17 protein-coding genes are annotated in these 18,134 nt (G+C 59.8%); 5 read left to right on the forward strand and 12 right to left on the reverse strand.

Annotated elements, in window-relative coordinates:
* Window positions 1-173 precede the first annotated feature (173 nt).
* The 5 genes from araH to AO065_RS02155 all read right to left on the reverse strand — a co-directional run bounded on the left by araH (window position 174) and on the right by AO065_RS02155 (window position 5,628).
* A complete protein-coding gene (araH, locus tag AO065_RS02135; RefSeq protein WP_004882171.1) occupies window positions 174-1,139 on the reverse strand; it encodes an L-arabinose ABC transporter permease AraH in 966 nt (321 codons plus the stop codon).
* Window positions 1,140-1,180: 41 nt separating this feature from the next.
* A complete protein-coding gene (araG, locus tag AO065_RS02140) occupies window positions 1,181-2,704 on the reverse strand; it encodes an L-arabinose ABC transporter ATP-binding protein AraG (RefSeq protein ID WP_004882169.1) in 1,524 nt (507 codons plus the stop codon).
* 53 nt (window positions 2,705-2,757) lie between these two features.
* Window positions 2,758-3,771: a substrate-binding domain-containing protein gene (locus AO065_RS02145; protein WP_004882168.1), complete on the reverse strand. Its 1,014-nt coding sequence runs from the start codon at window positions 3,769-3,771 to the stop codon at window positions 2,758-2,760.
* Window positions 3,772-3,955: 184 nt separating this feature from the next.
* Window positions 3,956-4,828, reverse strand: coding sequence for an SMP-30/gluconolactonase/LRE family protein (locus AO065_RS02150; RefSeq protein WP_054540848.1), 873 nt, complete (start codon window positions 4,826-4,828; stop codon window positions 3,956-3,958).
* 80 nt (window positions 4,829-4,908) lie between these two features.
* The gene (locus tag AO065_RS02155; protein WP_004882154.1) at window positions 4,909-5,628 is read right to left on the reverse strand and encodes a FadR/GntR family transcriptional regulator; all 720 of its coding nucleotides are present in this window, start codon (window positions 5,626-5,628) and stop codon (window positions 4,909-4,911) included.
* A gap of 222 nt (window positions 5,629-5,850) precedes the next feature.
* On the opposite strand from AO065_RS02155, the gene AO065_RS02160 reads away from it, so the two are divergent.
* Together AO065_RS02160 and AO065_RS02165 are read left to right on the forward strand one after the other, a co-directional pair.
* Window positions 5,851-6,999 carry an aldose epimerase family protein gene (locus AO065_RS02160; protein WP_032650940.1) on the forward strand — a complete coding sequence of 383 codons (1,149 nt, stop codon included), beginning with the start codon at window positions 5,851-5,853 and terminating at the stop codon, window positions 6,997-6,999.
* A gap of 112 nt (window positions 7,000-7,111) precedes the next feature.
* On the forward strand, window positions 7,112-7,498 hold the full coding sequence (locus AO065_RS02165; protein WP_004882152.1) for a hypothetical protein: 387 nt from the start codon (window positions 7,112-7,114) through the stop codon (window positions 7,496-7,498).
* Here AO065_RS02165 and AO065_RS02170 read toward each other — a convergent pair.
* The 4 genes from AO065_RS02170 to AO065_RS27570 are packed head-to-tail and all read right to left on the reverse strand — an operon-like array spanning window position 7,492 to window position 10,143.
* A complete protein-coding gene (locus tag AO065_RS02170) occupies window positions 7,492-8,388 on the reverse strand; it encodes a metal ABC transporter substrate-binding protein (RefSeq protein ID WP_004882150.1) in 897 nt (298 codons plus the stop codon). The two genes, AO065_RS02165 and AO065_RS02170, sit on opposite strands and share 7 nt — an antisense overlap.
* A gap of 11 nt (window positions 8,389-8,399) precedes the next feature.
* Window positions 8,400-9,269, reverse strand: coding sequence for a metal ABC transporter permease (locus AO065_RS02175; RefSeq protein ID WP_004882147.1), 870 nt, complete (start codon window positions 9,267-9,269; stop codon window positions 8,400-8,402).
* Entirely contained in the window at window positions 9,266-10,015 is a 750-nt protein-coding gene (locus AO065_RS02180) for a metal ABC transporter ATP-binding protein (RefSeq protein ID WP_032632687.1), read from the reverse strand. The genes AO065_RS02175 and AO065_RS02180 overlap by 4 nt, the downstream gene beginning before the upstream one ends.
* Window positions 10,012-10,143, reverse strand: a complete 132-nt coding sequence (locus AO065_RS27570) for a hypothetical protein (protein ID WP_257013868.1) — start codon at window positions 10,141-10,143, stop codon at window positions 10,012-10,014. The genes AO065_RS02180 and AO065_RS27570 overlap by 4 nt, the downstream gene beginning before the upstream one ends.
* Window positions 10,144-10,327: 184 nt before the next feature.
* Here AO065_RS27570 and AO065_RS02185 point away from each other — a divergent pair, with 184 nt between their 5' ends.
* On the forward strand, window positions 10,328-11,548 hold the full coding sequence (locus tag AO065_RS02185) for a putative DNA modification/repair radical SAM protein (protein WP_004882143.1): 1,221 nt from the start codon (window positions 10,328-10,330) through the stop codon (window positions 11,546-11,548).
* Entirely contained in the window at window positions 11,545-12,384 is an 840-nt protein-coding gene (locus AO065_RS02190; protein ID WP_004882141.1) for a TIGR03915 family putative DNA repair protein, read from the forward strand. The genes AO065_RS02185 and AO065_RS02190 overlap by 4 nt, the downstream gene beginning before the upstream one ends.
* Before the next feature lie 391 nt (window positions 12,385-12,775).
* On the opposite strand, the gene AO065_RS02195 is transcribed toward AO065_RS02190, so the two are convergent.
* On the reverse strand, window positions 12,776-13,618 hold the full coding sequence (locus AO065_RS02195) for a PhzF family phenazine biosynthesis protein (RefSeq protein ID WP_004882131.1): 843 nt from the start codon (window positions 13,616-13,618) through the stop codon (window positions 12,776-12,778).
* Window positions 13,619-13,774: 156 nt separating this feature from the next.
* Between AO065_RS02195 and AO065_RS02200 the strand changes: the two genes are divergently transcribed.
* On the forward strand, window positions 13,775-14,623 hold the full coding sequence (locus AO065_RS02200) for an NAD-dependent protein deacetylase (RefSeq protein WP_004882129.1): 849 nt from the start codon (window positions 13,775-13,777) through the stop codon (window positions 14,621-14,623).
* Window positions 14,624-14,627: 4 nt separating this feature from the next.
* Here the strand turns inward: AO065_RS02200 and AO065_RS02205 are convergent, their stop codons facing one another.
* Window positions 14,628-15,608: an arsenic resistance protein gene (locus tag AO065_RS02205; protein ID WP_032650936.1), complete on the reverse strand. Its 981-nt coding sequence runs from the start codon at window positions 15,606-15,608 to the stop codon at window positions 14,628-14,630.
* 73 nt (window positions 15,609-15,681) lie between these two features.
* Window positions 15,682-18,045: a DNA polymerase II gene (locus AO065_RS02210; RefSeq protein WP_004882125.1), complete on the reverse strand. Its 2,364-nt coding sequence runs from the start codon at window positions 18,043-18,045 to the stop codon at window positions 15,682-15,684.
* Between the last annotated feature and the right edge of the window lie 89 nt (window positions 18,046-18,134).

An 18,134-nucleotide genomic window follows, 5' to 3' on the forward strand; every position in this document is an offset into this window, starting at 1 on the left:
AGTGACTTGAGCCATGCGCTCGGCTCACTGAATCCGCAATCTGTGCCATGTGTGACGCGGAGCGTCACGGGAGGCATGCCCACGCGGAGCGATGGGCACGATCAGTGTTTGACAGACTTGTGTATAACGATGAGCGCAGAGCGTGGGAACGATCATCTGTCGACGTGTGACAGTCAGCGACGCTTCATGCGGTCAATGATCACCGCCAGCAGCAGGATGGTGCCGCGAATCACGTACTGGTAGAAGGTGTCGATGTTCTTCAGGTTCATCGCGTTCTCGATGATCGCCAGAATCAGCACACCCGCAATCACGTGACGGATCATGCCGATGCCGCCGCTGAGCGAGACACCGCCCAGTACGCAGGCCGAGATGACCGTCAGTTCGAAGCCCTGCCCGACCATCGGCTGGCCCGAGGTCATACGCGAGGCCAGCACGACGCCCGCCAGCGCGCCGATCAGGCCGTGTACGGCGAAGATGATGATCTTGGTGCGGTCAACGTGAACACCCGCCAGCAGCGCGGCTTCCTGGTTGCCACCGATGGCCATGGTGTTGCGCCCGTAGGTGGTGTAGTTGAGCAGCCAGCCGAAGAAGATGAAGCAGACGATGGTGATCAGGATCGGCACCGGCACGCCGTACAGCTGGCCGTTACCGAACACGAAGAAATCTTCGTTGGATACACCGACCGCCTTGCCGTTGGAGAAGATGTACGCCAGACCGCGCACGATCTGCATGGTCGCTAGCGTGGCAATCAAGGCGTTGATCCTGAGTTTGGCGATCACGATGCCGTTGATCAGCCCTACCACCAGGCCCATCGCCAGAGCAGCCGACACGCCCAGAAACACGCTGTCGGTGTCGCGGATCACGATCCCGGCGATGACGCCGGAGCAGGCCAGCACCGAGCCGATCGACAGGTCGAAGTGACCGGACGCCAGGCAATAGAGCATGGTGCAGGCAGCGATGCCCACAGTGGAAATCGCCAGGCCCAGACCGCGCATGTTCAAGGGCGACATGAAGTTGTCGATGAACACTGCGCAGAGCAGGAAGATGCCCACGGCGGCCAGCAGCATGACCCACTCATCGGCAAAACGGCGCAGGTTCAAGCCCTGACGGGGAGCCCGCAGGCTGGATTCGGTAGACATACGCACCTCTTTTTTATTGTTCATGGTCAGGGACCAGTTGTTCAGCCGCGCGTGCGTGGCAGAGCCAGTTGCAGGAGACGCGGCTCTTCAGCCTCGTCGCGGTTCAGTTCACCGGTAATGGCGCCTTCGCTCATCACCAGAATTCGGTCGGAAATACCCATCACTTCCATCAGGTCACTGGACACCACGATCACGGCAATGCCATCGGCCGCGAGGTTGTGAATGATCTGGTAAATCTCGGACTTGGCACCAATGTCGATGCCGCGGGTCGGCTCGTCCAGCAGCAGCACCTTCATCGGCATCGACAGCCAGCGGCCCAGAATGGCTTTCTGCTGGTTGCCGCCGGACAGGTACATGATTTGCTGTTCGGGCGAAGGCGTCTTGACGTTCATGGCCTGAATCTGGCCTTTCGCGTTGTCACGCTCCCAACGGCCCTGGATCAGGCAGCCCAGGCTGACGTGTCGTGGACGGGCACCGATGTTGATGTTTTCGGCGACGCTGGACAGCGGCACGATGCCTTCTTTCTTGCGGTCTTCCGGGCAGAGCAGAATGCCTGCAGCGATGGCATCACGCGGCGACCTGAGGGTCAGAGGCTTGCCGTCCAGTTGCAGCGAACCGGCAGTGCTGCGGGTCAAACCGGACAGCAGGCGAAACAGTTCGGTACGACCGGCACCGACCAGACCAAAGAAACCCAGTACTTCGCCCTTCTCGACCGCAAAACTGACCGGCTCCTGAAGACCCGGCCCCATGAGACCGGTGACCCGCAGGCTCGGCCCCTGATGCTGACGTGGGCGATAATTGTAGATGTCCTGAATATCGCGCCCGACCATGCAGGTCACCAGACGATCGTGGTCCAGATCGGCCATTTGTTCGAAGGTGCGCACGAAGCGTCCGTCCTTGAAAACCGTCACCGCATCGCACACACGAAAGATCTCTTCCATACGGTGCGAAACGTAAAGAATGACTCGCCCCTCGTCACGCAAGCGGACGATGATTGCCATCAGACGGTCGATCTCGCGTGCCGACAGGCTGCTGGTCGGTTCGTCGAAGGCAATCACATGAGCGTTGCGCGACATGGCCTTGGCGATTTCCACCAACTGCCGCTGACCGAGTGAAAGATCACCAAGGCGCGTGCCCGGATCGATCTCGTCAGCCAGCCCTTTGAGCAATTCTGCAGCACGACGCCGCATGGCACCGCGATTGATCAGGCCGAAGCGGCTGGGCATATGGCCCAACAGCAGGTTTTCGGCAACCGTCATTTCCGGCACCAGATGCAGTTCCTGGTGAATCACGGCCACGCCCGCTGCGATGCTGTCGGCCGTGGATTTGAATTGGTGAGTCTGGTCGCCGATCTGCAGGGTGCCGCTGTTCGGCTGGTAAGAGCCGCCCAGAATCTTGAGCAGCGTGGACTTGCCCGCGCCGTTTTCGCCCATCAACGCATGAACGCTGCCGGGGCGCGCTTCGAAGCTGATGTCCGAAAGCGCTTTCACGCCGGGGAACACCTTGCCGATGCCGTTAAAGCGCAGGGCACCTGTTGTGGTATTCGTTTTGATAGCCTGTTGCATCACACCCACCTCCTCGCGCAATTGAGGGGCCTGTTTCAGGCCCCCCGTTCAGCTCACTTCCACAAACCGATCTTGGTCAGTTCTTCCTGGAAGTTGGCGCGGGTGATCAGCGTCACGTCGTCCATGGCGGTGTACTTGGGCGGCTCTTTGCCGTCCTTGATCCACTCATACATGTACTTGGCGGTGTTGTAGCCTTCCTTGTCCGGGCTGGGCAGCATCGAACCGAAGAAGCCGCTTTTCTTTTTCTTCAGCTCATCAATGGCGTCAGTACCGTTGATGCCGATACCGATCACGTTGTCCGCGCTGAAGCCGTTGCTGGCCGTGGCACGTACGCCGCCCAGTACGGTGTTGTCGTTCATGCCGCCGATGATCAGATTCTTGGCATCACCCGGCAGTTTGGGCAACGCGGAGTTGGTGGCGTCCATGCTGCCAGGCACATCGAGGGTTTTCTGTGCAGTGAACAGAATGTTCTTCTCAGGAAGACCCGCTTTTTTCAGCGCGTCGACAGAACCGTCGGTGCGCTTCTTGCCCGTGTCCAGCTCGTTGTACGTGTTGATGATCGCGTAAGTGCCCTTCCACTCGTTGTCATCCCACTTGCGATTCTTGGCTTCGGTGGCCATGGCGGCACCTTGTTTCTGACCGACTTCGAAAGCGGCCATACCAAGATACGGAACGTCTTCCATGAACTTGCCATTGGCATCGACGAAGCGGTCATCGACGGCCATGACTTTCAGGCCCAGCGCCTTGGCCTTGGCCACGATGGCAGGGCCGAGGGAAACGTCCGGTGGGCAGATCACGAAGCCCTTGGCGCCGTTGGCGGCGAGGTTATCGATGGCAGCCAGGGTTTTTTCACCGTCCGGCACGGCGATCTTGAGCACGGTGAAACCGTGTTCCTTGCCTGCTTTTTCGGCAAAGGCCCATTCGGTCTGGAACCAGGGTTCTTCGGCCTGTTTGACGAGGAAACCGATCTTGACTTCGTCGGCAGCAAAGGTAGCGCCACTCATGCCCATGATGGCGGTGGTGACAGCGGCACAGCACAGGGAACGAATCCCGTGACGACTCAACATAGCTAACTCCTTATTTTTATTGAATAGCTACAGCGTTCAGCAAGGTGGCGATTCCCGGATGCGGAGGCATCTGAAAACCGGTTCAATAGTCATACCATATTATGATTGACCGCAATGTAACCGAATGTCACTTAAACAGCATCGGACGCTAAAGCAGGCCCGGTACCGCTATCCACAGCAGGCATCAACCCGCAAAACGTGTACATTTCAGGCCTTGTATGCCGACATCGGCGACCAGAACCGCACCGTCAACTTCACCGTGCGCGTCGGCTGGCACAGCGCTGGTGACATAAAGGGTTTTCAGATCAGGACCACCGAATACACAGCTGGTGGGATGACTGACCGGCAGATCGATAACTCGATCCACGCTGCCGTCAGGCGCGAAGCGAATCAGGCAGCTGCCACCCCAACGGGCGTTCCAGACATATCCTTCAGCATCCATCGCCGATCCGTCGGGTGATCCACGTGACTGTTCGGCTGCCCAGACCTTGCGCGATCCAAGGCTGCCGTCTGCCAGAATCGGGTATTGATAGATGACTTCATCCAGCGTGTCGGCGCTGTACAGCACATCAGCCGAGGCGTTCCACAGCAGGGTGTTGACGATGCCCTGCCGGTCCAGCAAACGCGTGGCGCTCGCATCGGGATCTATTCGGAACAGCCCGCCCGAGCGGCGCACCAACGGCACGTCCCCGCCTTCAGCGTCGATGTTGTTCTGCATGCTGCCCAGCCAGAGGCGGCCCTGCGCATCGCAGCGCGATTCGTTGGCACGGTTGCCGGAAACCGGATCGGCGACGCAGAACAGCGAGAGTGATGTTTTGGTCGAATTCAGGTCCAGCCGGTAGACGCCGCTGGCCAGTGTCACCAGTGCATCGTCCCTTTTGGTGGGGATAAAGGCGGAAACCGGCTCGGGCATGCGCCATTGGCGGTATTCGCCATCAAGGAGTCTGCAGGCAAGAAAGCCCGAGATATCAACCCAGTACAGGGCCTGCTGTTCGACGTCCCAGAAGGAGCCTTCGCCCAGCTTGAATCGGTGCTCGGAGACGGGCAGCCAGTTCATGAAAATGTCCTTTGTTATTGTTGTAAAAGGTACTTTTCAGTGTGATGCAGCATTCAATCGTTCAAGCGAATATCCAGTGTTCAAGGTATCGCGTCACAGACTCCCTTCTGCCGCAGAAAGTAGGTATCGATCACTTCTGCCGCCTGCTCTATCAGGCTCATGCAGGCCCATACGCCCCGCCCGGAATCACGTGTAGCAATGGCTTCAGCCAGGTCCCTGTGCAGCGGAAGGGTCTTGCCCAACTGGCCCGGCATCCCCGAGGTAACCTCGAACGATACGGCCAGTAAAGCACCCAGCGCAGGCAGCATCTGTTCGATGAAGCGATTGTGACTGGCTGCCAGGACTGCCTCGTGAAAGTGTCGATCAGCCAGGTTGTAATCACCCTTGTCAGTCACCGATGCTTCCAGCAACCGGTACGCTTCGCGAATCTCTTCAATCTGTTGCGCTGTGGCCCGGTCGCACGCCCAGCGTACGGCCATCGGCTCGATGGTTCTGCGCAAGTCCAGCAAGTCCTTCACGAAGGCTTCCGGAAGCCCCTTGCGTGCCAGCCAGCCGACGACCTGAGGGTCGAACAGGTTCCAGGAACGCAGCGGCAACACACGCGTGCCCACTTTGGGACCCACTTCCAGCAACCCCTTGGCGACCAGCGTCTTGATCGCTTCACGCAATACCGTGCGACTGACGCCCAATTCTTCACACAGCGCCGCTTCCACTTTCAGGGTCTGACCCGGCAGGACATTGCCTGCAGCAATCCAGGCACCCAGCCAATCCACGGTCGATGCGTGGAAATTACTGCTCATGTCCCGATGCCTCGTGTCGCATTCTGTTCGGGCCGAGGCTAATCATCATACCAATGGCTGTCAAATGAACCACAGCGGTCCACATGGCCAGCGCAACACCTGCATTACTAAATAGTATTACAATTAATTTTTCAAGCAGCATTTTTTGGGCTATAAATCCTCCCATCGGATAAAAATCCGATCAAATAGTCTTACCAATAAAAATAAAAGCGGGTAGATCAGATGAAAAAGCATGCTCTTCTCAGCACCCTTGGACTGTCTCTCATGATCAGCACGTTGACCGCGCACGCCGCAACGCTGTCCAGCGAACACAGCAGCTTCGGCCAATTGCCCGATGGCACCGCCGTCGAAAAATACACCCTGCGCAACAGCCACGGCATCGAGGCCAGCGTCATCACCTATGGCGCCACCCTTCAATCGCTGATGGTTCCTGACAAAGCTGGCAAAGTGGAAGACATCGTGCTGGGCTTCGACGATGTACAGGGCTATCAGAACAACGGCACGGTTTACTTTGGTGCCACCATTGGTCGTTTCGGCAATCGCCTAGCAGGCGGCAAATTCACGCTGGACGGCAAAACCTACCAGGTGCCGCTCAACGACAAGACCAACGCGTTGCATGGCGGCAATCAGGGTTTCGACAAGCGACTCTGGAAAGCCGAAGACACGAAGACCAATGATTCGGTTGGCGTGAAACTGACCTACGTCTCGCCTGACGGAGAAATGGGTTTCCCCGGTACGCTGACCACCGTCGTCACTTACAGCCTGAACGAGAAAAACGAGCTGAAGATCGACTACCGCGCGACCACCGACAAGCCCACGGTGCTGAACCTGACCAACCACAGTTACTTCAACCTGGCGGGTGCAGGCAGCGGCGATATTCTCAAGCAGGTCGCCACCCTGCACGCGTCGCACTACACCCCGGTCAACGACAAACTGATCCCGACCGGCGAATTGCCTGCCGTGAAAGGCACCCCGATGGACTTTCTCAAACCCACCGCCTTTGGTCAGCACATCAAGGACGATCATCAGCAGCTGAAATACGCCGAGCCCAAGCAGGGTGGCTTTGACTTCAACTGGGTATTGGACACCAAAGGAGACGTGAAGAAACTGGCGGCTGAAGTCAGCGACCCGCAGTCGGGCCGCACACTCCAACTGTTCACTACCGAGCCCGGCGTGCAGCTCTATACCGGCAATTTCCTGGATGGCAGCATCCACGGCAAGGGCGGCAAGGTGTACCCGCACTGGGGCGCGTTTACGCTGGAAACCCAGCACTACCCCGACGCGCCCAACCAGCCGAAATTCCCGAGCACCCGGCTTGATCCAGGCAAGGCCTACACCCAGACCACCGTCTTCAAATTCCTGAATAACTGACACAGCCTGTCGCGCAGCCCTTGTAGAACTAGGGCTGCGCGTTATGCTCAACACGTCGCGTAATGAAAGGAGTACGACATCCCCCCACCCTCAGAAAATCGAGGATGACACTATGTCTGCTCAGATTGACCCTTATCGCTTGCCCGCCCTTGCCCACCACCTGTCAGGCCTGGTCTTCGCCGACAGGGCAATACCGAAACACCCCTTCCCCCTACATGCCGTTGTCAGCCATTACAACGCAGCGCTGGAATGGCTGTCGCAGGACGACTTCATCGACACGATCAGGACCGAAGGCATTACCGCCGAAGGGTTCAGTGCGTTCTGGGTGATTCCACCGGCAGGCGCCGTTGAGGACACCCGACTGAAGACTGCAGGGCTGGCTGCAGAGAAGGTCAATGGGCGCGGAATGTTCGCCGACTACCTGACCCTGGCGGAGGTGTACGGCGACTGGATATCGTCGACCCGCTACACCCCGCTGAACATCGATATGGATTACTGATGCTTCTTCATCGCGGCTACCAGCGTGTCGACGTTGTAACGAAACATCTTCGCGTACGTGGAAGCAGGACCGTCCGGCGGTGACAAGGCTTCGACATACAACTCGCCGCCTGGCTGCGCACCGCTCGCCTCGGCAATTTGCTTGACCAGACGCGGGTCACCCGAGTTTTCGAAGAAATAGGCGCTGACGTGCTCGGCCTTGATCTGCCGGATCAGTTTCGAGACGTCCGCCGCTGACGCTTCCGATTCGGTAGACAGGCCAAGCGGCGACAGGAACGTCACGCCGTAAGCGTCACCAAAATAACCAAAAGCGTCATGCGAGGTGAGGATCTTGCGATTGGCTTTGGGTATTTCTTTGATCTGGTCACGCGCATACAGGTCAAGCTGTTGCAGCTCGACGATGTAACGGTCGCCGTTGGCCTGATACAGCGTTGCGCCTTCGGGGTCGGCCTTCTTAAGCGCAGCCACAATGTTACGTACGTAAATCACGCCATTGGCGGCACTGTTCCACGCGTGCGGGTCGGTGATGCGCTTGCCGTCCTCGTCCATGCTGCGGGTCTTGATGCCCTCGGACAGCACCACCGGCTGGCCTTTGTAGCCCGACGCCTTGATCAGACGATCCATCCAGCCTTCCAGATGCAGACCACTGACGAAAGTCAGGTCAGCGTTCTTCAGGGCCTGTGCATCGGTCGGGGTCGGCTCGTAGACATGCGGATCGCCATTGGGGCCGATCAGCGAAGTGACGTGCACCCGGTCGCCCCCCACGGTGCTGACCATATCGGCGATCACCGTGAAGGATGCAACCGCTTCCAACGGCTTGGCCTGGGCGATGGATGCGAAGGCAGACAGCGCCAGCGCGGCCATTGAACTCAACAACATCAGTCGTTTCATGACATACCTTTTCAGTGAGCCAGGTGAGGTTTGGGAAACAGTCGGCGCAGGATGCCCGTGCGCCCGAAGAGCAGAGAAAACACGTAGAACGCACTGGCGGTCAGGACGATGGCAGGTCCCGATGCGACGCCCAGATGGTAGGAAACGATCAGCCCGATCAGCCCTGCCAGCGTGGCGAGCAGAGTCGAGATCAACATCAGCGCGCTCAATGAGCTGGCCCAGAACCGCGCCGCCGTGGCTGGCAGCATCATCATGCCGACCGCCATCAGCGTGCCCAAGGCCTGAAAGCCCGCCACCAGATTAAGCACCACCAGCAGCAGAAACAGGACGTGATACAGCGACCCGCGCCCGCCGACTGCGCGCAGAAAGCCCGGATCGAAGCATTCAAGCACCAGCGGGCGGTAGATCACGGCGAGCAGAATCAGGGTGAACGAAGCGATGCCGCCGACCATATAGATAGAGGCGCTGTCGATGGCCAGAATGGTGCCGAACAGCACGTGGAGCAGATCGACACTGGAGCCATGCAGCGAGACGATCAACACCCCTGCGGCCAGGGAAGTCAGGTAGAAACTGGCAAAGCTGGCGTCTTCGCGCAGCGCCGTCAGGCGGCTGACCAGTCCCGACAACAGCGCGACCGCCAGCCCGGCGATCAGCCCGCCGAACCCCATCGCCGGCAACGAAAGCCCTGCAACCATGAAGCCGACTGCGGCGCCCGGCAGCACCGCGTGACTCATCGCATCGCCCACCAGGCTCATGCGTCTGAGCATCAGCAACACGCCAACCGGTCCGGAACCGATGCCCAACGCCAGACATGCCACCAGCGCACGACGCATGAAACCGAACTCGACGAAAGGCTCGATCACCAGGGTGTAAAGCATCATGACGGCTCATCCTCGACGTCGCACATGGACTCATCGACGGTCCAGTACTCGGCCATGTTGCGGGCCTTGCGAAGGTTGGCGACGCTCAGCACTTCAGCCGTGTCACCCCAGGCAATCGCTTCGCGGGCCATCAGCAGGGTCTGCGGAAAATGCTGGCGGACCTGATCGATGTCATGCAACACGGCAATCACGGTGCGTCCCTGGCCGTGCCAGACTCGCACCAGTTGCAGCAGATCGCGTGTGGTACGCGCATCGATGGCGGTGAAGGGCTCGTCGAGCAGAATCACCGAGGCATCCTGCAGCAGCAGTCGGGCGAACAGCACCCGCTGGAATTGTCCGGACGACAGCGAGCCGATGCTGCGCGTTTCGAAGCCTTCCAAACCGACTGTCAACAACGCCTGCCGGGTAAGGTCGGCATGGTTGCGGGTCAGGCTGCGGAACGGTCCGATGCTGTGCCAGGCGCCCATCGCCACAGTGTCAGCCACGCTCAGTGGAAAACTGCGGTCGATCTCGGCAGCCTGTGGCAGATAGCCGATGGTGCGGATTGCCAGACGGCCGCGATCCACGCGGCCCTGCGCGGGCTTCATGGTTCCGGCGATGGCTTTGATCAAGGTGGACTTGCCTGCGCCATTGGGGCCGACGATGGCCGTCAGGCTCCCGGCTTCGAAACGGCCACTGATGTGGTGAACGGCAGGCCGACGCTCATAGGCCACCGTGAGGTTTTCCAGCGCGATGGCGGCACTCACGGAATGGCCACCGACCAGCCGATGGCCAGCCAAAGCAGCGCCAGAACGGACAGGGAAAACAGAATGCGCTTCCAGGCTGACTGGGCCAGGACCGAGCTTGCGATAGACGATGGGTGAGGTGTTTTCACTACGAAGCAACCTGAAACTATTCGTTACAGTATTACATAAGCCATCATCTTGCCGTTATAAAATAACATTCATATTCGTCATGTTTTTTCAGCCCCGCCTGACCTTCGGTCTGCTTGATGCCGCCCGGCTTGAGTCTTGCCCTGCAACCCGATACTGTACATGCAAACAGTAATGGGGTATTCCATGCAGCTCATCGACAAGCTCAGCATTCTGGCGGACGCCGCCAAGTACGACGCGTCATGCGCAAGCAGCGGAGCACCCAAGCGCAGTTCGCAGGATAAATCCGGGCTCGGTTCAACCAATGGCATGGGCATCTGTCACAGCTACACGCCCGACGGGCGTTGCGTATCCCTGCTGAAGATTCTGCTGACCAACTTCTGCCTGTACGACTGCCAGTATTGCGTCAACAGGCGCTCCAGCGACGTGCCCCGCGCCCGGTTCACGCCTGAAGAAGTGGTCACCCTGACGCTGGATTTCTACCGTCGCAATTGTGTGAGTGGCCTGTTCCTCAGCTCCGGCATCATCCGCTCGGCCGACTACACCATGGAGCAACTGGTGGAGGTCGCCCGCCTGTTGCGCGAGGTGCACGAGTTTCGCGGGTACATCCACCTCAAGACCATCCCCGACGCTGACCCCGCGTTAATTGCCCAGGCCGGTCGCTATGCCGATCGCCTGAGTGTGAACATCGAGCTGCCTACTGATGCGAGCCTGCAGACCCTGGCCCCGGAAAAGGATGTCGCCTCGATCAAGCGGTCGATGCAGACGATCTACACCGGCGAGCAGACCGTACGCAACGAACCACGCGCACCGAAATTTGCACCGGCCGGTCAGAGCACACAGATGATCGTCGGGGCCGATGCCACTGACGACAGCACCATCCTGCACAGTGCGCAGTCGCTTTACAGCAACTTCAAGCTGCGCCGGGTCTACTACTCGGCGTTCAGCCCGATCCCCAACAGCCCGAACAGCGTACCGCTGGCGGCACCGCCCCTGATGCGCGAGCATCGGCTGTATCAGGCTGACTTTCTGCTGCGTGGCTATGGGTTCACGGCGGGCGAGTTGTTGAACGGCCCGGGAGATCTGGCCCTGGACATCGATCCGAAGCTGGCCTGGGCGCTGGGTAACCGCCAGGTGTTCCCGCTGGACCTGAACAATGCCGACCCTGCATTGATCGCGCGCGTGCCCGGTATCGGCATTCGCACCACCCAGCGACTGGTCGAACTGCGTCGGCAACGGCGCATCCGCTATGAAGACCTGACCCGCATGCGCTGTGTGCTGGCCAAGGCCAAGCCATTCATCATCACCAGCGACTACCACCCGCCTCAGGCCGAGACGACCAGTGAGTTTCTGCATCATCAGTTACGTGACCGCCCGCAACCTCAACAGATGGGACTGTGGGGATGATCTGTCTCGATTGCGATGACCTGTTCGATACGTGGCGGCAGCAGGCGCGCTGGCTGTTGAGCCACGGGATCGACCCGAGCCAGGTCAGCTGGAAATCCCCGGATGCTGCCGACCTGTTCGGCAGCGATCAGGACTGCCCGAAAGAGCAAGGCCCCTTCCAGGCACGCGTGCCGCTCGAGCTGCTGCATTTGCTGGAAAGCGCATCGCGCTACCGGGGAGAGCAACGCTGGAGCCTGTTGTATGAAGTGCTGTGGCGCGTCAGCCATGGTGACCGTACGGCGATGATGGCGGGCGACAAACTGGGCAGCGAGCTGCACCGGCGACTCAAGTCGATTCGCCGCGAGGCTCATCACTTGCACGCCTTTCTGCGCTTCGTGGCACTGCCCGCGCCCGAGCAGGACGATGAGCTGATGCGCCCGGAATACGTGGCGTGGCACGAACCGGCCCATGACATTCTGCACAGCGCCAGCGAGCACTTCATCGGCCGTATGGGCCAGCACCGCTGGATGATCGCCACGCCGCAGGATGGCGTCTATTACGACGGCAAGCAGTTGATCCACGAGCGCCGCTGCCCGGAAGCCTGGAAGACCATGGCGCGTCAGGTCGACGATCCGCATGGCGAGCTGTGGCTGACCTATTACAGCCACATCTTCAACCCGGCCCGCCTCAACCCCAAAGTCATGGAAGGCCATTTCCCGTCACGGTTCTGGAAAAACCTGCCGGAAGGCCCGCTTATTCCGGCACTGATTACCCAGGCCCGCACGGGCAAACAACGTGACGGTCAGGCGAACGATATCGCCGCCCGACGCGGCAAGAAGATTGCGCATCGGGATTGAGAGGTTGCGAATCCAGGTATGAGATCAAGCTATTTGTCGACATGTGCTGCAGCCGGGTTCTCTTCAAGCAGCGCGCAGCCTGCTGAAGAAAATAATGTTTTATAGGAGGCCTCACCCAGTCTTCGTTTTAGCGCTGTCGCGGGGCAAGCCCCCTCTTATCAAACAACACGTAATCTGCTGAATGAACACGTTTTTGTGGGAGGCGGCTTGCCGGTGATGCAGTCGACGCGGTGTGTCAGGAAAATCACGTCATCGTTCATCGCCGGCAAGCCGCCTCCCACAGTTCGGTGTTTGCAGCGCTAAGTCGAAGAAGTGGTGGCGCCTCCCACAGAAAAATGGCTTTTTTCAGTGGCTTATGGGTTGTTCGATAACTCGCGATTGAACTGCAACCTCAAAGCGAAACGCGCCCATCGATACAGGTCACCGTTGCCCCACCGACCCACACGTCATTACCTACACGCTTGACGTGCACCCTGCCCTTGCGGCCCAACGCGGCGCCTTGGCTGGCGACATAGCTGTCCGCCGCCAGACCGTCCTCCAGCACCCACAGGGCAATACCGGCATTCAGGCTCCCAGTGACAGGATCCTCGGCCATGCCGTCTCCCGGCACGAACGCGCGCACTTCAAACTGCGCATCGTCGCCGTCCACTGCGGGACTCCAGGGTGCGAACACGCCAATCTTCAACCCATCGAGCTTCGCGTTATCCGGCTGCAGCGCAAGCACGCTGGCACGATCTGCCAATCTCAGCACCATCCAGCCAGGACCGTTGTCTGCCCAGCGCGCATCCAGAATCGCGCCTTTTTCCAGACCAAAACCATCGCGGACCTGCTCAACCAGATCGGGCTCTACCGGGCCGGAGCGCAGCAAGGGCGGCGCAGTAAATGCCAACTGCTGGCCGTCACGACGAATTCTGATCAGACCGACGCCGCACTCCTGAACGATTTCCTCACCCTGCGCAACGCCGCCGCTCTCAAGCCATGCGTGGCAACTGCCCAGCGTCGGGTGCCCTGCAAACGGCAGTTCTTGGAGCGTGGTAAAAATGCGCACGCGATAGTCGGCGCGCGGATCGGTGGGTTTGAGCAGGAAGGTGGTTTCGCTCAGATTCGTCCAGCGGGCGAAGGCCGCCATCTGCTCATCGCTCAGACCGTCAGCACCGAGCACCACAGCCAATGGGTTGCCGAGCAGCGGCTGCTCACTGAAGACATCAACCTGTTTGAAATCGAACGAGCGCATTCATGGCTTCCTTGTTGGGTGTCAGTCGGCAAAGGTCGCATGCAATGGCGTGGCAGGACAACAACCGCATACTGTCAGGCTGATCTACCGGCCCTGCGAACAATACGCTTGATGGTAATGTCACATCCATGATCTGCAGACCACACGAGGTTTGACATGCTGGACAGCCCTGCCCGCGCACAGCTCGACACCCTTGGCCAGCACATGGCTGAACGGCCTTTTCTGGTGATTACCGGAGCCGGTATCAGCACCGCATCCGGCATCCCCGATTACCGTGACAAGGATGGGGTCCGTCGCGGCAAACAACCGATGATGTATCAGGAATTCGTCAACAACCCGGCAGCCCGCCAGCGTTACTGGGCAAGGGCCATGCTGGGATGGCCGAGAATCCGGGCGGCGCAGCCCAATGCGGCGCACCAGGCGTTGGCACACTTGCAGAACGGTCACGCCATCACAGGATTGATCACCCAGAACGTCGACGCCTTGCACACCCAGGCAGGGAGCCGTGAAGTGATCGAATTGCATGGCAGCCTGCACCGGGTGCTGTGCCTGGATTGTCATCAGCGTCACGACCGTGCGGCGATTCAGGAGGTGATGCTGGAGCAGAACCCGTATCTGCTCGGCGTGCATGCCGTTCAGGCTCCCGATGGCGACACGCTGCTGGACCCGGCTTTCGAAGCTGGCTTCAAGGTACCGCCCTGCTCTCATTGCCAAGGCAACCGGCTCAAGCCTGATGTGGTGTTCTTCGGCGAGAACGTTGCCCCGCCCACTGCCGCGAAAGCCATGCTCAGCGCCGAGCAGGCCGAAGGCTTGCTGGTGGTGGGTACGTCACTGATGGCCTGGTCAGCGTTCCGCCTGTGCAAGGCAATGGCCGAACAGGGCAAACCGATCATCGCCATCAACCACGGCAAGACCCGCGCCGACGAATTGCTGGACATGAAGATCGAAGCACCCTGTGAACAGCTGCTGCCAGTGCTTGCCGAAGAACTGACCCGGTCTACGTGAAAGGTCAGCGAACGGCTTCAGCCTGCTGTTCCCCACGGATCAGCGCAGGAATCACACGGATGTAGATCAATTCGCTCACCAACTCGATCAGCGTCTGAGTAACTACGGCCGCCGCCGCGAGCTCCCTGATTCCTTCCGGCAGTGCGAGGGCCAGAGGCAGTACCACCAGCGAGTTGCGCGTTGACGTACTGAAGGCCACCGATCTGGCACCGACTGCAGGCAGCCTGAAGACTCTGGACACCAGCGCACCCGCCAGTGGTGCCAGCACCATGAACCCCAGGTACACCGGAATCACAGGCAGCAACTGGTCGATGCTGTTCGCCACCGAAGCGATCTGCGAACCGATCACCACGAACAGAACCGCAGCCATCGCCGGTACCGGCATCCACGCCCAGGCGTCATTCCAGCGCGTAACAATTGACGATCGCCTGACCCCGGCAGCGGTGAGCACCGCAAGCACCAGCGGCAGTACGATCAACACCAGAAACGCCTCGACGAAGGGAATGATGGAAATCGCCACCGATGATTCGCTGCCCAGCATTAATGCCAGGTACAACGGCAACAGCACCAGTTGCAGCAGAAGCAGCAAGGGCGTGGCCGCCAGAACAAGTCGCGAATCCCCCTTTCCCAGGTGCGTGAACACCACGACGTAATCAATGCAGGGCGTCAACAGCACCAGCAAGGCCCCCACCAGAATGGCCGTGTGTTCGCTCAGCACGCGGGTCAGTAACCAGACCAGCAGCGGAATCACCACAAAGTTGGCAATCAGCAGCGCGAGCATGAAACGTCTGTTGCTCAGGCCCTGACGCAGGTCCAGAAACGGGATCTGCAGGAACATGGCGTACATGAGCACGGCAATCGCAGGGGTTACCAGCACGCCCAATGCCTGCGACGCGACGGGCGCGAGAAGCCCGCCGACGAACGCGACAATCACGGCAATGAAATAGATCGGAATCTGCTGTTGTTCCAGTTGCTCTCTGCTCACGTTGAATCCTTGCATAGCTCTGAATCATGCTGAATGGACAGGCGTCTGCCTGCCGCGAAACGACAGTAAGTCACTAGAACAACCCCAGCTGCCCGCCGATCAGGGTGGCGAAATCATCGTCCACGAACGGCAGGATGGCATCGGCCAACGGTTGAAGCTGCCGGGTCACATAGTGGTCGTAATCGATCGGCGCCGTGCGGACTTCAAGCGGCTCGGGGCCGACGACGGTCATCACGTAGCTGATCCAGCCACCGCTCTGATACTGACGCGGGCGGCCTTGCTGGTCGTTGTACTCGTCAGCGAGGCGCGCCGCACGCACATGTGGCGGCACGTTGCGCTGATAGTCGTCCAGCTTGCGACGCAGGCGCTTGCGGTAAATCAACAGCTCATCCAGTTCGCCTGCCAGCGTGCGCCTCACGTAATCGCGCACATAGTCCTGATATGGCTGACGCTTGAAGATCCGCAGGTACAACGCCTGCTGAAACTGCTGGGCCAGTGGTGACCAGTCGGTGCGAACGGTTTCCAGCCCCTTGTAAACCATCTCTTCGCTGCCGTCTGCCCGGGTAACCAGCCCGGCATAACGCTTCTTGCTGCCCTCCTCTGCGCCACGAACGGTCGGCATCAGAAAGCGCTTGAAGTGGGTTTCGTATTGCAGTTCCAGCGCACTGGTCAGCGCGTAAGTGTCATGCAAATGCTCGCGCCACCATTCGTTGACCTGCTGCACCAGCGCCTTGCCAATCGAGGCGGCTTCTTCCTGACCATGCGGACGGCCGAGCCAGACGAACGTCGAATCGGTGTCGCCGTAGATCACGGTGTAGCCCTGGGCCTGAATCAGCTCGCGAGTCTTGAGCATGATTTCATGGCCACGCAGGGTAATGGACGACGCCAGCCGCGGATCGAAGAACCGGCAGCCGCTGGAGCCCAATACGCCATAGAACGCGTTCATGATGATTTTCAGGGCTTGGGACAGCGGCGCGTTGTGCTCGCGCTTGGCCGTCTCCCGGCCCTGCCAGACCCGCTCGACAATGGCAGGCAGGCTATGCCGGGTGCGAGAGAAACGTGCGCCGCGAAAACCCGGCACCGATTCACTGTCGTCAGGGTGACGCAGGCCTTCGATCAGCCCGACCGGGTCGATGAGAAAAGTGCGGATGATCGACGGATACAGGCTCTTGTAGTCCAGCACCAGCACCGACTCGTAAAGGCCGGGCTGCGAGTCCATAACGAATCCGCCTGGGCTGGCTTCCGGCAGACGCTCGCCCAGATTGGGGGCCACAAAACCCTGGCGGTGCATCAGCGGGATGTATAAGTGGCAGAAAGCAGCGACCGAACCGCCGCTGCGGTCGGCTGGCAGCCCGGTCACTGTGGCACGCTCCAGCAGGAAGGTCAGCAACTGGGTCTTGGCGAAGATTCGGGTGACCAGTTCGCAGTCCTTGATGTTGTAGCGCGCCAGCGCCGGCTTGTCCTCGGCGAACATGCGGTTGATTTCATCCATGCGCTGGTATGGCGTGCTGATGGCCTTGCCTTCGCCCAGCAGCGTCTGCGCGACGTTCTCCAGACTGAACGACGGGAAGCTCCAGGTCGCCGAGCGTAGCGCCTCGATGCCGTCGATCACCAGCCGTCCGCTGATGTCGGCGAAGAAATGATTGTTGCGGCTGCCATGTTCACGCCAGCCCATGGTTTCCCCGCCACGACCCAGCATGAGCGGTACATTCAGACGTTGTGCATGTTCATGCAGGACTCGCAGGTCGAACTGCACCACGTTCCAGCCAATGATCGCGTCAGGGTCATGCAATGCCAGCCACTCGTTCAGACGCTCCAGCAGCTGGGCCCGGGTCTCGCAATACTCGAGCTGAAAATCCAGCGCTTCGCTGCCACCGTTGGCTGGGCCCAGCATGTAGACCTGACGCTGACCGCAACCCTCCAGCGCAATCGAGTACAGCTCGCCGCGCGCGGTGGTCTCGATGTCCAGCGACACCAGTTTCAATCGGGGGCGGTAATCGGCAAGCGGCTTGATCTGCGCATTGCACAGCACGCCGTCGGCATCCGCAGTGCCGCTGAACTGCACGGGCGCGGTGATGAAGCGCTCCATGAGGTAGCGCTCGGGCGGACGGATGTCGGCTTCATACACATCGACATTGCCCTTGCGCAGCAGCTTTTCGATGTTCATCAGTTGCCGGTGCTGCTGGCAATAAACGCCCAGCACCGGCCTATGGCGAAAGTCGCTCAATTGCAGCGGCCGCAATTCCACACCGCGCTCTGCTCTTAGCAAGGCCCGGGCACGTTCCTGCTGTTCGGCGGGAATGAACGCAACGGAAGGCTGAGAGGGCAAACGGATATGACGCGGGCCGTCATCGGTCGCCAGCCAGAAATCGACTTCAGTCCCTGCGGGCGTGTCCTGCCAGTGCCGACTCAGGATGAAGCCCTGCTGTAGATCCAACGGTGCAACCTCGATCAGACGATTCAGCGCCTGATTCTACGTGGCTATCGCCGCAAAGGGGCGCCTGACGGTCGGTTCAAGAAACATTT

Source organism: Pseudomonas viridiflava, assembly GCF_001642795.1.
GTDB classification, from domain to species: Bacteria; Pseudomonadota; Gammaproteobacteria; order Pseudomonadales; family Pseudomonadaceae; genus Aquipseudomonas; species Aquipseudomonas viridiflava.

Bases quoted from the DNA above. Each gene is read 5' to 3' on its own strand.
- araH (WP_004882171.1), bottom strand. From the start codon at position 1,139: ATGTCTACCGAATCCAGCCTGCGGGCTCCCCGTCAGGGCTTGAACCTG.
- araG (WP_004882169.1), bottom strand. From the start codon at position 2,704: ATGCAACAGGCTATCAAAACGAATACCACAACAGGTGCCCTGCGCTTT.
- AO065_RS02145 (WP_004882168.1), bottom strand. From the start codon at position 3,771: ATGTTGAGTCGTCACGGGATTCGTTCCCTGTGCTGTGCCGCTGTCACC.
- AO065_RS02150 (WP_054540848.1), bottom strand. From the start codon at position 4,828: ATGAACTGGCTGCCCGTCTCCGAGCACCGATTCAAGCTGGGCGAAGGC.
- AO065_RS02155 (WP_004882154.1), bottom strand. From the start codon at position 5,628: ATGAGCAGTAATTTCCACGCATCGACCGTGGATTGGCTGGGTGCCTGG.
- AO065_RS02160 (WP_032650940.1), top strand. From the start codon at position 5,851: ATGAAAAAGCATGCTCTTCTCAGCACCCTTGGACTGTCTCTCATGATC.
- AO065_RS02165 (WP_004882152.1), top strand. From the start codon at position 7,112: ATGTCTGCTCAGATTGACCCTTATCGCTTGCCCGCCCTTGCCCACCAC.
- AO065_RS02170 (WP_004882150.1), bottom strand. From the start codon at position 8,388: ATGAAACGACTGATGTTGTTGAGTTCAATGGCCGCGCTGGCGCTGTCT.
- AO065_RS02175 (WP_004882147.1), bottom strand. From the start codon at position 9,269: ATGATGCTTTACACCCTGGTGATCGAGCCTTTCGTCGAGTTCGGTTTC.
- AO065_RS02185 (WP_004882143.1), top strand. From the start codon at position 10,328: ATGCAGCTCATCGACAAGCTCAGCATTCTGGCGGACGCCGCCAAGTAC.
- AO065_RS02190 (WP_004882141.1), top strand. From the start codon at position 11,545: ATGATCTGTCTCGATTGCGATGACCTGTTCGATACGTGGCGGCAGCAG.
- AO065_RS02195 (WP_004882131.1), bottom strand. From the start codon at position 13,618: ATGCGCTCGTTCGATTTCAAACAGGTTGATGTCTTCAGTGAGCAGCCG.
- AO065_RS02200 (WP_004882129.1), top strand. From the start codon at position 13,775: ATGCTGGACAGCCCTGCCCGCGCACAGCTCGACACCCTTGGCCAGCAC.